The organism is Amycolatopsis sp. CA-161197 (assembly GCF_050942255.1).
Lineage (GTDB): Bacteria > Actinomycetota > Actinomycetes > Mycobacteriales > Pseudonocardiaceae > Amycolatopsis.
Genome location: NZ_CP192059.1, coordinates 6,261,908 through 6,275,096, shown reverse-complemented (window position 1 = coordinate 6,275,096; position 13,189 = coordinate 6,261,908). Strand labels below are relative to the sequence as shown.

The window sequence follows — 13,189 nt, the reverse complement described above, 5'->3', positions numbered from 1 at the left end:
CTTCGAAGTCTCGTTCTGTCTTCTTCAACCAGATGACCGGTCGGTTTAATCCCCGCTCGCGGTGGCGGCGCTCACCCAGCGGCCGAGGTCCTCGCGGCGCAGGGCCGCGGCCATCAGCTCCGGGAACAGGTCCGGGGTGCACGCGAAGGCCGGCACGCCGAGCTCGGCCAGGGCGGCGGCGTTCTCGTGGTCGTAGAACGGCGCGCCGGAGTCCGAGAGTGCCAGCAGGGTCACGACCTGCACCCCTGAGCCGACCAGCTCGCCGACGCGGCGCAGCAGCTCGTCGCGTACGCCGCCCTCGTAGAGGTCGCTGATGAGCACCAGCAGCGTCTGCTCGGGACGCTCGACGAGGCCCTGGCAGTAGGTGATGGCGCGGTTGATGTCGGTGCCGCCGCCGAGCTGGGTGCCGAAGAGGAGCTCCACGGGGTCGTCGAGGTGCTCGGTGAGGTCCACCACGGCCGTGTCGAACGCGACGAACTTCGTGCTCAGCGCCCGCATCGAGGCGAGTACGGCGCCGAACAGGCCCGAGTAGACCACCGACTCCGCCATCGACCCCGACTGGTCCACGGCCAGGATCACCTCGCGCTGCACGCTGTGCTGCCGCCGGCCGAAGCCGACCAGCCGCTCGGGCACGATGGTCTTCAGCTCGGGGGAGTAGTGCTTCAGGTTCGTGCGCACAGTGCGGGCCCAGTCGATGTCCGCGGCGCGCGGACGCTGCGTGCGGGCGGCCCGGTCGAGCGCGCCCCGGATCGCCGCGCGGGTGGGCTCGGCCAGCCGTTCCTCGAGCTCGGCCACGACCGTGCGCACGACCGAGCGCGCCGTCTCCTTCGTCTCCTCGGGCAGCACGCCGTTGAGCGACAGCAGCGTGCCGACCAGGTGCACGTCGGGCTCGACCGCGCTCAGCAGTTCGGGCTCCATGAGCATGCGGGTGAGCCCGAGGCGGTCGACGGCGTCGCGCTGCATCACCTGCACGACCGAACCCGGGAAGTACCGCCGGATGTCGCCGAGCCAGCGGGCGACGCGCGGCGCCGAGGAGTTCAGGGTCGCGCCGCGGCGGTCGCCCGAGCGGACGGACTCCTCGCGTCGGTCGTAGAGGGCCGCGAGCACGGCGTCAAGGCCACTGTCCTCTTCGGACAGTGAGCGGCCGGTGCCGTCCGCGCCGCCGCCGAGCACGAGGCGCCAGCGGCGCAGGCGGTCGGGGTCCGGGGTGGTCATGACGCCGCTCCGAGAAGGGTCGCGAGCACGGGCAGGGCACTGCGGGCGCGGATCTCGTCCAGCTCGTCGGCGACGGAGCGGGCCGCGGGGGCGCCGCCGGAGAGGCCGGCCGCGCGTTCGCCGATGGCGCGTTTCTCCGGGCCCGCGAAGGCGCCGAAAGTGCGGCGCAGCAAGGGAAGCACTTCGGTGAACACGTCGGACGGGATGGTGCCCAGCCAGGTGTCGACGACTCGCAGCATGCGCTCGTCGTGGACCAGCAGGAGCGCGCCGCCGGCGAAGAAGCCCTCGACGTACGCCGCACCCGCGGCCGGCTCGACACCCGGGGTGAGCGCGCGGCCCAGGCGCAGCTCGACTTCCGCACTGTCGAACAGGTCGGCGTCGTGCAGCAGCCGCACGACGCGCCCGGCCAGCAGCGGCGGCAGGGAGTCGCGGCCGGCGAGCTTGCGCAGGGCGGTGAGCCAGCGGTCGCGCGCCGCGTCGCCGAGGAGCGTGGTGGCTTCGTGGACGTTGTCGACCAGGTCGCAGAACTTCCGGGCCGCGTCGTCGTCGATGCCGTGAACGGCCGGCGGCAGCCCGGCGCACACGCGGGTGAGCAGGCGGTCCGCGACCTCCCGCAGCTGCGCGGTGTCCGTGCCGCGGACGTCGCCGTAGCGGGTGGAGCGGGCCAGCGGGGGCAGCGAGGTCATCAGGTCGGCGACGTCGGTGTCGGCAGCCGCGCGGGCGTCGAGCGCGGTCAGCACCTCCGGCAGCGCGTCGCCGAGGCCGCCCAGCAGGCAGCCCTCGACAGCCGTGGTGATGTCGGCGAGCGGCGGCTTGCCGGCCATGGCCTCGCGTACGCGGGCCGAGGCCGCCGAGGCGACCGTGGTGCCGTGGACGGCGGCGGCGACCAGGTCGACCTCGAAGCCCGGCTCCCAGCACAGCGTCCACGTCTCGCGGAAGGTGCCCTTGCTGCGCGTCGCCGATATTTCCGGGCTGCCCCAAGGGATGTCGAGCAGGCGCAGCCGGTGCAGCAGCCGTGAGCGGTCGAGGCCGCCGGGCGTGCGCAGGTCGAGGTCGAGCTCGCGCGCGGTCGGCTCGCGCTTGAGCCGCAGCCGGCGCGCGGTCGCGATCAGGTCGGCGGCGAGCGGAGCCTGCGGCACGGTTTCGGGGACTTCGCCGAGGCGTTCGCCGACGACGAGCTTGCGCGTGACGAGGTCGGCCTGCACGTCGTCGCCCGAGCACAGCACCGAGCGCGTGGCGGCGTCGACTTCCGCCAGCCCCGCCGAGGACCGGCCGCGCAGCGCGGCCAGCGTTTCGGCCAGCCGCACCGCCTCGATCACGTGCGCCGTCGAGACCGGCAGGTCCTCCTCGCGCAGCACCCCGGCGACGGCGGTGAGCCAGCGGGCGGTGACGTCGTCGGCCGTGGTGAACAGGTGGTGGTACCAGCCGGGCGAGCGCACGCCCGCGCCGTAGCCGCTCGCCGTGGCGAGCCGGCCGTGGGTCCACGGCACCCACGTGCAGACGACCTTGCGCTTGGGCAGTCCTTTGAGGACGGTCTGGTCACGGCTCGCCGGAGGCAGCGGATCGGCCAGCGCCGGCACGTGCCACGCACCGCACACCACGGCGATGCGCTCGAAGCCTTCCTTGCGTGTCTTGCGCAGCACGCCGCGCATGTACGCCTCGCGGCGCTGCTCGTGGAGGTCCGGCGGGCGATCGTCCTCACGCAGCGCGGTCATCGCCTCCGCGATCACCTCGAACGGCGACTCCCCGCCGCGCCGCGATTCCACGACGTCGTCCCACCAGCGCTCGGGGTCGTCGTACCCGCCCGCGGCGGCCAGCTCGGCGAGCGGGTCGCCGCGCGGCACGCGGTCCTCGTCGCCGAGCGCGAACTGGTGCGCGGCCGGCAGGTCGCAGAACCGCACCGGCACCCCGGCTTCCGCGGCGTAGCGCAGGGCCTGCCACTCGGGGCTGAACACCGCGAACGGCCAGAACGCCGCGCGCGACACGTCGTCGGCCGCGTATGCGAGCAGCGCGACGGGCGGCCGCATGTCCTCGTCGGCCGCCAGGTCCACGAGCTGGTCGGCTTCGGGCGGGCCCTCGATGAGCACCACGTCGGGCTCCAGCTCGGCGAGACTCGAGGCCACCGCCCGAGCCGAACCCGGCCCGTGGTGCCGGATCCCGAGCAGGTGCGTGGTCATCCGCTGATCTCCTGCCCCGCGCGGTAGAAGTCGGCCCAGCCGTCGCGTTCGCGGACCACGGTCTCGAGGTACTCGATCCAGATCGCGCGGTCGGCGACCGGGTCCTTCACCACGGCGCCGTGGATGCCGGCCGCGACGTCCTGCGCCCGCAGCACGCCGTCGCCGAAGTGCGCGGCGAGCGCGAGGCCACCGGTGAGGACGCTGATCGCCTCGGCCGTCGACAACGTGCCCGACGGGGTCTTGACCGCCGTGCGCCCGTCTTCGGTGCGGCCGGCGCGCAGCTCGCGGAACACCGTGACGACGCGGCGGATCTCGGTCAGCTCGGCGGCTTCGGCCGGCAGGGCGAGCGAGGCGCCCAGCTGCGCGACCCGGCGGGTGACGATCTCCACCTCGGCCTCGGCGGTGTCCGGCAGCGGCAGCACGACGGTGTTGAACCGGCGGCGCAACGCGCTCGACAGCTCGTTCACGCCTTTGTCGCGGTTGTTCGCGGTGGCCACGAGCGTGAAGCCGGGGCGCGCCTGCACCTCGGTGCCCAGCTCGGGCACGGGCAGGGTTTTCTCCGACAGGACGGTGATCAGCGAGTCCTGCACGTCGGCCGGGATGCGGGTGAGCTCCTCGAGCCGGGCCACCTTGCCGTCGCGCATCGCGCGCAGGATGGGGCTTTCCACCAGCGCCTGCTCGCTGGGGCCTTCGGCGATCAGGCGGGCGTAGTTCCAGCCGTAGCGGATCTGCTCTTCGGCCGTGCCCGCCGTGCCCTGCACGAGCAGCGTGGAGTCGCCGCTGATGGCGGCGGCGAGGTGCTCCGACACCCAGGTCTTCGCGGTGCCCGGCACGCCGAGCAGCAGCAGGGCGCGGTCGGTGGCGAGCGTCGCGACGGCGACCTCGATCAGCCGGCGCGGGCCGACGTACTTCGGGCTGATCTCGGTGCCGTCGGGCAGCGTGCCGCCGAGCAGGTACGTGACCACGGCCCACGGCGACAGCAGCCACGACGGCGGCTTCGTGCGGTCGTCGGCCGCGGCCAGCGCGGCCAGTTCACCGGCGTACTCCTGCTCGGCGTGGGGCCGGAGGACTGCGGACGTCATGAGAGCTCCTCGTGCATTTCGCGGCGGAAAGTCAGCGTTTCGGCCACGGCGCGCCGCCACGGGGCGGCTTCGCCGGGCTGGGGGATCAGGGACAGCCGGTGGCGCAGGCACGCCGGCGGCACGGCCTTGGCGATGAGCGCGGCGGCGTGGGCCACGAGCCGGTGGTCCTGCTGCGCGGCGACCCAGTCGAGCAGCACCCGGCCCAGCTCCTCGGGCCACGGTTGCGGCAGGTCGAGGATCAGCCTCGTGAGCGCTTCGACCTGCAGGCCGCGCGCCAGCTTCGCGACGGTGGCGGCCTGCTTCTCCGGCGCCAGCACCCCGACGAGCGCCGCCGTGGCCCGGCCGCCCGGCTCGGCTTCGACGAGCGCCTGTGCCCACGCTTCATCGCGTTGCCGGATCGCCGCGGTGGCCCAGCTTTCGCGCACCACGGCGAGCGGGCAACCTTCGACGAGCATGCCCACGAGGTCGCCCGGCGTGCCGAACTCCGCCCAGAACTCCAGGGGAGTGGCGGCGATGATCGCGCGCAGCCGCGCGGTGTCCTGCCCGGGCCCGTGGGGCACGCGGACGCCGTCGCGCACCAGCGAGTCGTCCGGCCCCGGCAGCGTGACCTGCAGGACGTCGGCCCGCAGCGACCGGCTGCGCACGGTGACGCACTCCCGCAGCCGCGCCGCCATCCGCTTGCCGAGCCCGGTGCCGGGCAGCCCGCCGAGCAGCCGCACGGCGGTGTCGCGCACCGCCGCCGCGCGGTCGGCGAGGGCCGCGTCGAGGAACGGCTCGTCTTCCTGCGTGAGGTGGCGGCCCAGCAAGGCGAGGAACACCGCGCGCAGGTCGGCGGGCTCCGTGCGCCACGTCGCGGTGAGCGCCGCGCGCGCCGCCGCGGGATCCTGCGCGAGCGCTCGTTCGAACCACGCCTGGCGCCGCGCGGGAGTGCCGAACTGCCACGCGTCGTCGCTGTCGTCCTCGACCTCGGCGACCAGGAATGCCCAGTCGGTGTTGCGCGCACCCAGCCACGCCCCGACCGGCCCCGCCACCTCCGCGAGCGGCGCCCGCAACGACACCCGCGCCCGCGCCGCGTCCGCCAGCGCCGGCACCAGCTCCGGGGCCACCCGGAACCCCCGTTCGGCCGCCGTCTGCAGCCACTCCTCGAGCAGCTCGGGCCGGTTCGCGTGCAGCAACCGCGCCAGCCGCTCCCGCGCGAGCGGCGGCACGAACCTCCGGCCGTCGGGCTTGGCCGGCTCTTCGCGGTGCGCGTTCGCCACGGGCAACCGGCCCGCCCGGCGGTAGTTGGTGAGCAGCGCCGCCGTGACGAGCACGGCGTCGGCCTGGTCCCCGGCCTTGCCCGCAACCTCCCGCACCTCGTCCGGCAACCCACTCACGTCCAGCCCTCGCCGGCGCGTGCCGAGCAGAGCCGTGCCGACCAGGTCTTCCCACGCCTTCATCGGCCCATCACCGCCTCGGCCTTCCCGCCGTTCCCCGAAGCCAGCCGACGCACGCGCCACCGCGCGGCCGCGGGGTGGGTGATCGATCGCGCCGGGAACGGCGCGCGGGCGTTCGGGCGAAGTCTTGGCGTGGCCGGGTTCGTGAGGCGACAAGGCCGCGTCCCCGGCACCGGGCGTCGGCGTCGTGTGGGCAGGTTTTCGCGTGGTGCCAAGGGTTTCGGGGTCTCCCTGAGGTTCGGGGTCACAGGCGCACCACGCCGTTCGGGTGCCAGCAGGTGAGGGGGCGCAGGCCGGCCGGGGTGAGTTCGGCCGCGAGGGTCACCGGGTGTTCCGCGGCGAGGGCGAGCAGGGGCCACGGGTCGACGCCCGGCAGCAGTGGCAGGGCGGCACCGTCCACATCGGACAGGGCCCAGCCGCCGGCGTGGCGGGCGGGGGTGAGGTCGGACAGGAGCACGGGCCAGCGGTCGAGCCACGGGTCGACGGCGAGGGCGTCGGCGAACGAGGCCAGGGCGTCCGCGACGGTGTCGCCGCGGGGGATCGGGGTGGGGACGGCCTGGGTGCGGTCGGCGACCAGCGCGCGCAGCGGCAGGGCGCCCGGGTGGAAGGCGAGCTCGCCGGGGACGACGTAGCCGGGCGGCAGGGAGCTGTCCAGCGGACGGCCGGGCGGGGCGAAGGACAGGACCAACGCGACGCGCCCCGAGTGCCGGCCGCGCAGCCAGGTGCGGCGGGTGCGGAGGTTGTCCTGTTCGTCGTCGACCGCGCCGGTCACGAGCCACTGGTCGGCGACGCGTTCGCCCGACTCCAGCACCTGCGCGGTGCCCGCCGAGAACCCCAGGCGGGTGCGCACGGTTTCGGCCAGCGGCGCGGGCAGCTCGTCCAGGCGAAGGGCCGCGCCGGCCAGCACGTACAGCAGCGACAGCTCGGCCAGCAGGTCACCCGGCCAGTCGCGGCCGCGGCCGAGGAGCCCGGCCGCGCGACGCAGACCGCCCGCCAAACCCGGGGCCTGGGCGTCGATCATCCGTGCGGCGACCGCGCGCAGCTGCTCGGCACCGCCGCCGGAACCCGAGCCATCCGCGAAACCACTGCTCTCGAAGCTCGCGAGACCGGCCCCGACACGATCGGCCAGCCAGCCACGCAACTCGGCCGCGCCCGCGGTCACGCGCGCGAGCCGCTCCTGCGCGCGTTTCGCCGCGGCTTCCAGGTCCTTCGGCGCGTCCGGCTTGCGTTCGGCGCGCGATGCCCGCGCCTCACGCTCCGCGAGCCACGTGGCGACGTCGGGCTCCTCGGCGGCGAAAGGCACCTGCTCGGCCGACCACAGCAGCAGCAACCCCAATGCGTGCTTGCACGGGAATTTCCGCGACGGGCACGTGCACTTGAACGCCGGCCCCGCCAGCTCGACCACCGTGCGGTACGGCTTCGCGCCACTGCCCTTGCACGAACCCCACACCGCCCGCGCCGAAGCGCCGGCGCCCGACCACTTCGCCGGCACCGCGAGCCCGCGCCCGGCCTTGGCCGACGCCGGGTCCGGCGCGAGCCCGGCGACCTGCTCGGGACTCCAGCGCGCTGCCACCTGTTCGGCCACGTTTCCCTTGCCGCTCCGTGTTTCCGACCCCCGTGAGGGGCTGACCGGAGAAGCATCTCATCCGCGACCGACAAAATGTGCTGCCGATACGATCCGGCCCCACGATCCCACCTGTCGACGCCGTCGCCGACGCCCACCGGCGCCTCGCCGCAGCGCTCACCGACCTCACGGACGTTGCCGTGCGAGAATCCTCGCGATTGCCCGGCTGGACCCGCGGCCACGTACTGGCTCACCTCGCCGACGCTGCGCGCGCCCGCGCGCGAGTCGTCGAATTCGCACTGCGCGGTGAAGCCGTCGCGATGTGGGCGGCGGGGGAGCGGGACGCGATCATCGAGGCCACCGCCTGCCGGAGCGCCGACGAGCACCGCACCGCTGTTGACGCGCACGCAAAAACACTCGAACGCGTGTGGGAGCGCGTCGAGGACTGGCCAGCCTTCATTCCGGCGGTGTACACGCGCTGGCGCGAAGTCTGGATCCACCTTGTGGACCTGGACATCGGCGTCGGTCCGGACGACTGGGACGTGGATTTCGCTTGCCACGCCGTTGATCTGCTGAGGACACGGATCCCGGCCGGCACGAGCATGACGGCCACCGATGTTCCGCAGCGCTGGGGTGAGGGTGACGGGGTCGCCGGAGCCATCCGCGACCTGGCGGCCTGGCTCGCCGGCCGCGGTGACGGCGAGCGCCTCACCGGACCGTTGCCCCCGCTCGGCCCCTGGCCCGCCTACTGACGAAAAACGCCGGACCGCGCAACGGCGATCCGGCGTTTCAGCGTGCCAACGCGGCGAACGGGGTCAGGACTTGACCGCACCCCGCCAGCGCACGGTCGGGCGCATGCGCTCGTCGTTCACGCGGTGCTTGTTCGAACCGACGATGTCGAACAACGACTCGATCAGCGTGTCGGACAGCAGGTGCGGCTGCAGACCCAGCTCCACGAGCCCGGTGTGCTTCACGTTGTAGTAGTGCTCGGCCTGCTCCACGCGCGGGTTGTCCAGGTTCTCGATCTGGACCGGGCCGGGGAAGGTGTTCGCCACGATCTCCGCGATCTGGGCGACCGAGTAGCTCTCGGTCATCTGGTTGAACACGCGGAATTCCCCGCGGTCGGCCGGGTTCTCCACGGCGAGCCGGATGCACTCCACGGTGTCGCGGATGTCGAGCAGGCCGCGGGTCTGGCCGCCCTTGCCGTAGACGGTCAGCGGCTGGCCCAGCACCGCCTGGATCACGAAGCGGTTCAGCACGGTGCCGAACACCGCGTCGTAGTCGAACCGGGTCGCCAGGCGCGGGTCGAGCGCGGTCTGCGGCGTCTGCTGGCCGTACACCACACCCTGGTTGAGGTCGGTCGCGCGCAGGTCCCAGATGCGGCACGCGAACTCGATGTTGTGGGAGTCGTGCACCTTCGACAGGTGGTAGAAGGAGCCCGGCTTCTTCGGGTAGAGCATGCGGTCCTTGCGGCCGTTGTGCTCGACCTCGAGCCAGCCTTCTTCGATGTCGATGTTGGGCGTGCCGTACTCGCCCATCGTGCCGAGCTTCACCAGGTGGATGTCCGGGTTGATCTCGGCGATCGCGTAGAGCACGTTCAGGTTGCCGACGACGTTGTTCTGCTGCGTGTAGACGGCGTGCTCGCGGTCGATCATCGAGTACGGCGCGGACCGCTGCTCGGCGAAGTGGACGATCGAGTCGGGAGCGAAGTCGCGCACGGCCGAGTAGGTGAACTCGGCGTCGCACAGGTCGCCCTCGAACAGAGCGATCTTCTTGCCCGACACCTCTTCCCACGCCGCGATGCGCGTGGGCAGGTCTTCGATGGGGACGAGACTCTCGGCTTCGAGCTCCACGTCGTACTTGCGGCGGGCGTAGTTGTCCAGAACGGCCACTTCGTGGCCTTTGTCCGACAAGTGCAATGCCGTGGGCCAGCCGAGGTAGCCGTCACCGCCGAGAACCAGCACTCGCATTGAAGAGCCTTTCCGTATCGTTTACGCGACAAGCACGCTGATTCCTCTTTGTACATGACGCCTTGAACACGTCCGAACCTATCGACCAGGTGCTGATGATCACCTGGCAGACAGCTGTGAATCTACTGTGCGTCGGGGGGCCGGACGGCAGGCCGATCGGCCCGAGGGGAGACTGGGGGACATGACGACGGTAACCAACCCGGTGGAGCCTCGCACAACGGAGGATTCACCCCGGCCCCTGCGTCGCCTCGCCGGCAGGTTCTTCCGCGCGGCCACCAGTTCGGTCGCGGCGACTTTGCTCAGCCAGGCGGCGTTGCTCACGGTGCTCGCCATCGGCGGGGCTCCGTGGCTGGCCAGCGCGTTCGCGTTCGCCGCGGGCGCGGTGCTGAACTTCTTCCTCACCCGCCGCTGGGTCTGGGGCCGGCGCGGCCGGCCGGAGGTCGGGCGCGAGCTGCTGCCCTACGTCGTCGTCATCTCGATCGGCGGGCTCGCCTCCGTCGGGCTCACCACGCTCACCGGTCACCTGCTCGCGCCGCTGAACCTGCCGCACGCGTGGTGGGTCATCTTGATCGACGGTGCGTACGTGCTCAGCTACGCTCTGGTTTTCGTGGTGAAGTTCACGATGCTCGACCGCTTCGTGTTCGCCCGCGGCGCAGCACGTACCCCCGCCACCACGTCCCCGTCATGACCCGCGCGTAGTTCGCGCCGTAGACGACGCTGCCGCCCTTCTTGCTCTTCCCGGCCTTGCGCAGCCGCATGCTCATGGGCCGTTCGAGCACCCGGGCGCCGCGCGCGGTGACTCCCAGCAGCAGTTCCGAAGACTGGTACTGCGGCTCGTTGAGCGGGACCGCGCACGCGAGCTCCGCGCGCATCGACCGGAAACCGAAGGACGTGTCGGTGATCTTCCGCCACGTCAGCGCCGAAGCCAGCCACGCGAACACGCGCACGCCGAGCCAGCGCATGCGGCTGTCGGCCTCTTCGTGGCCCAGCCGCCGCGATCCCGTGACGAAGTCGGCGGTGTCGTCGAGCAGTGGTGCGACCAGTTCCGCCATTTCGCTGTTGTCGTACTGGCCGTCGCCGTCGGTCGTCACGACGTAGCGCGCGCCGCGTTCGGCCGCGAGGTGGTAACCGAGGCGCAAAGCCGCGCCCTGGCCCCGGTTCGTCGGCGCGACGCACACGTACGCGCCGTGGTCCTCCGCGATGGCGGCCGTGTCGTCGCTGCCGCCGTCGACGACCACAAGTACGTCGACCGGCAGGCCGAGGCACTCGTCGGGCATCTTCTCCAGCACCTGGCCGATTCCGCCGGCCTCGTTGTACGCGGCGATCACCACCGTCAGCTCCGACAGCTTCGCGCCCGGGTGCCGGTCGTCGAAGTCCGCGACCGCGCCCACGTCCACGGCGTCCGGGTATGCGGCGAGGCGTCGACGGCTCGCGGCCGTGAGTGTGGTGAAGCCCAGTGCGCCCGCGACGGGCAGCAGCACGAGCGCGGGCAGCTGATACCGCCACGAGAACTCGAACACCGCCGACGCGAACAGCAGGAAAAGCCCGGTGCCGGCGGCGAAAAGCGCACCGCTGCGGGCCTTGTCCCGCGGTTTCTTGCGGCGCAGCAAGGTGAGCAGCCCCAGCAGTGCGAAGAACCCGAGCACCGCGCCGGGCACGAACCCGCCGTTGATCTGGTAGTCGCGCAGGAACGTGGCGATCGGCTCGTTCACGCTCGGATCCACGCCGTCGTACTGCTGCGTGTAGAAAGCGGTCACCGGGGGATCGGACCAGTATGGATAGGTCTGCTGGAACTGCCAGCGGTCCACCGGCACGTCGTTGATCGCGGTGGCGCGGGTGATCCGGAAGCTCTTGGAGAAGTCGCTGAGGATCGCCTTCGCGACGTCCCACCACTGCGCCTTGAGCACCTGCACCGAGAATTCGTGCGCCAGCGCCGTCTTGTCCGCACCGGGCGGCAGCGGGCCGGGCCACGCGGGGTCGAGGTCGGCGTGCGTGTAGTTGTCGACGAGCCGGGTCGAGACGTCCTCGGTCGGGCAGAACACCTTCAGCGTCGGGTCGAGGTCGAGCTTCGCGCAGTCCGCGACGGCGGCCGTGCGCCCGTAGAGCATGCTGCCGGACGGACCGCTCAAGCCCCACTTTCCGGTTTGCGCCTTGACTTCCGCCGCGTACGGCACGAGCACGACGAGGATCGCGAGCAGCCCGACGCCGGCGTTGCGCCAGCCGCGCCACGACCGCCACGCGCTGCCCGCGCTCAGCACGTACAGCAGGAACGGCGCCGCGAGCACGACGCCGATCAGCCGCACCACCACGGCGAAGCCGATGACCAGACCGGCCAGGGCGATCCGCCGCCAGTTCGGCTTCCCCTTCGCCAGCAGCAGCCACAGCAGACCCAGCAGCAACGCCTCGAAGACGACCTCGGACATGATGTTCTGCTCGATCTGCAGCTGGTAGGCGTCCAGCAGCAGTGGCGCCGTCGCCAGCGCGCCGACCCAGCGGCGCGCGCCCAGGCGCAGCGCGAGCCGGTAGATCCCCACCGCGATCGCCAGCCCGCCCAGGTGCTGCAGCGCGGCGACGAACGACAGCCCGCCGATCGCGAGCAACGGCCGCAGCACCAGGTCGTAGCCGATCGGATTCAGCTGATCGGCCCGCAGCGCGTGCAGGTTGTCGAGGTAGCGGAAGGTGTCGATGTAGATGATCGCCGGCCGGTACGCGACCCAGGTCAGCACCCGCAGCGTCGTGCCGAGGACGAGCAGGACGAGCAGGAAGGCGTGGCGGCGGAGGAACAAGCTCACGGGGTCGCTTTCAGGTCCAGTTCCGAGAAGTACTTCCAGGCGGTGGCGAGGCCGTCGGCGAGCGAGATCGCCGGGGTGAAGCCGATGGTCCCGGCGCTGGCGGTAACGTCGACGACGACCGCTGGCATCTCGCCCTTGGGCGCGGCCACGTGCTCGACGGGCAGCTCGGCACCCGTCACGTCGCGCGCGGTCTGCACCATCTCCAGCACCGACACGGAGTGGCCGGCGCCGACGATCGCCCGGCCGCTGTAGCCGCTTTCCAGCGCCAGCGCGATGGCGCGCACCACGTCGTCCACGTGCACGAGGTCGCGGCGCTGCTCGCCCGTGCCGTACACGCGCACGCCCTCGCCCGCCATCGCGGCGCGCATCATGCGCGGCACGAAGCTGTCCTTGTGCGACATGCCGGGGCCGTAGACGTTGGTGAACCGCAGGGCGCACGTCGTCATGCCGTACGCGCCGGAGTAGCCCGACAGCAGCATCTCGCACGCGGCTTTCGTGGCCCCGTACGGAGTGAGCGGCCGGGTGGGCAGGTCCACGGTGATGGTCGATGTGCCGACGTCGCCGATCACCGCGTTGGTGGAGGCGAGCACGAAGGTCTGCACCCCGCGTTCGCGCGCGAGCTCCAGCAGCCCGTGGGTCACGGCGACGTTCTCGGTGAACGTGTCGTCGGGCAGCTCCACCGACTTCAGCACCGACGTGAGCGCCGCGAGGTGGACGATGGCGCCCGTACCCGCGGTGACGGCAGCCTCGCGAGTCTCCGCGTCGCGCAGGTCGCCGGTGACCACGCGCACGCCCTCGTCTTCGGTGACGTACGGGACCCGGTCCACGACGGTGACGGGGTAGCCGCGATCACGCAGCTCGCGTACGGCCGCGCGGCCGATGAAGCCGCTGCCACCGGTGACGACGACGGGTGTCCTTTCAGGACCGTTCTCCAGCACCATGGCGCACAACCT

General features: G+C 72.3%; 10 protein-coding genes. 2 read left to right on the top strand and 8 right to left on the bottom strand.

Annotated elements, in window-relative coordinates; all coding sequences use genetic code 11:
• Window positions 1-45 precede the first annotated feature (45 nt).
• The 5 genes from ACQPXB_RS29310 to ACQPXB_RS29290 all read right to left on the bottom strand — a co-directional run bounded on the left by ACQPXB_RS29310 (window position 46) and on the right by ACQPXB_RS29290 (window position 7,495).
• Window positions 46-1,215: a VWA domain-containing protein gene (locus tag ACQPXB_RS29310; protein WP_432845177.1), complete on the bottom strand. Its 1,170-nt coding sequence runs from the start codon at window positions 1,213-1,215 to the stop codon at window positions 46-48.
• Window positions 1,212-3,392, bottom strand: coding sequence for a DUF5682 family protein (locus ACQPXB_RS29305; protein WP_432845176.1), 2,181 nt, complete (start codon window positions 3,390-3,392; stop codon window positions 1,212-1,214). The genes ACQPXB_RS29310 and ACQPXB_RS29305 overlap by 4 nt, the downstream gene beginning before the upstream one ends.
• The gene (locus ACQPXB_RS29300; RefSeq protein WP_366583531.1) at window positions 3,389-4,474 is read right to left on the bottom strand and encodes an ATP-binding protein; all 1,086 of its coding nucleotides are present in this window, start codon (window positions 4,472-4,474) and stop codon (window positions 3,389-3,391) included. The genes ACQPXB_RS29305 and ACQPXB_RS29300 overlap by 4 nt, the downstream gene beginning before the upstream one ends.
• Window positions 4,471-5,913, bottom strand: a complete 1,443-nt coding sequence (locus tag ACQPXB_RS29295; protein WP_432845175.1) for a DUF5691 domain-containing protein — start codon at window positions 5,911-5,913, stop codon at window positions 4,471-4,473. Before ACQPXB_RS29295 ends, ACQPXB_RS29300 begins: the two co-directional genes overlap by 4 nt.
• 241 nt (window positions 5,914-6,154) lie before the next feature.
• Window positions 6,155-7,495, bottom strand: a complete 1,341-nt coding sequence (locus ACQPXB_RS29290; RefSeq protein WP_432845174.1) for an SWIM zinc finger family protein — start codon at window positions 7,493-7,495, stop codon at window positions 6,155-6,157.
• A gap of 77 nt (window positions 7,496-7,572) precedes the next feature.
• On the opposite strand from ACQPXB_RS29290, the gene ACQPXB_RS29285 reads away from it, so the two are divergent.
• The gene (locus ACQPXB_RS29285; protein ID WP_366583534.1) at window positions 7,573-8,226 is read left to right on the top strand and encodes a maleylpyruvate isomerase family mycothiol-dependent enzyme; all 654 of its coding nucleotides are present in this window, start codon (window positions 7,573-7,575) and stop codon (window positions 8,224-8,226) included.
• Between the two features lie 63 nt (window positions 8,227-8,289).
• Here ACQPXB_RS29285 and ACQPXB_RS29280 read toward each other — a convergent pair whose 3' ends face one another.
• Window positions 8,290-9,444: an NAD-dependent epimerase/dehydratase family protein gene (locus ACQPXB_RS29280; protein ID WP_366583535.1), complete on the bottom strand. Its 1,155-nt coding sequence runs from the start codon at window positions 9,442-9,444 to the stop codon at window positions 8,290-8,292.
• Between the two features lie 181 nt (window positions 9,445-9,625).
• On the opposite strand from ACQPXB_RS29280, the gene ACQPXB_RS29275 reads away from it, so the two are divergent.
• Entirely contained in the window at window positions 9,626-10,132 is a 507-nt protein-coding gene (locus ACQPXB_RS29275; RefSeq protein ID WP_366583536.1) for a GtrA family protein, read from the top strand.
• Here the strand turns inward: ACQPXB_RS29275 and ACQPXB_RS29270 are convergent.
• Together ACQPXB_RS29270 and ACQPXB_RS29265 are read right to left on the bottom strand one after the other, a co-directional pair.
• Window positions 10,062-12,236 (bottom strand): glycosyltransferase, encoded by a 2,175-nt coding sequence (locus ACQPXB_RS29270; protein ID WP_432845173.1) that lies wholly within the window; start codon window positions 12,234-12,236, stop codon window positions 10,062-10,064. The genes ACQPXB_RS29275 and ACQPXB_RS29270 overlap by 71 nt on opposite strands.
• A complete protein-coding gene (locus ACQPXB_RS29265) occupies window positions 12,233-13,177 on the bottom strand; it encodes an NAD-dependent epimerase/dehydratase family protein (protein ID WP_432845172.1) in 945 nt (314 codons plus the stop codon). The genes ACQPXB_RS29270 and ACQPXB_RS29265 overlap by 4 nt, the downstream gene beginning before the upstream one ends.
• Between the last annotated feature and the right edge of the window lie 12 nt (window positions 13,178-13,189).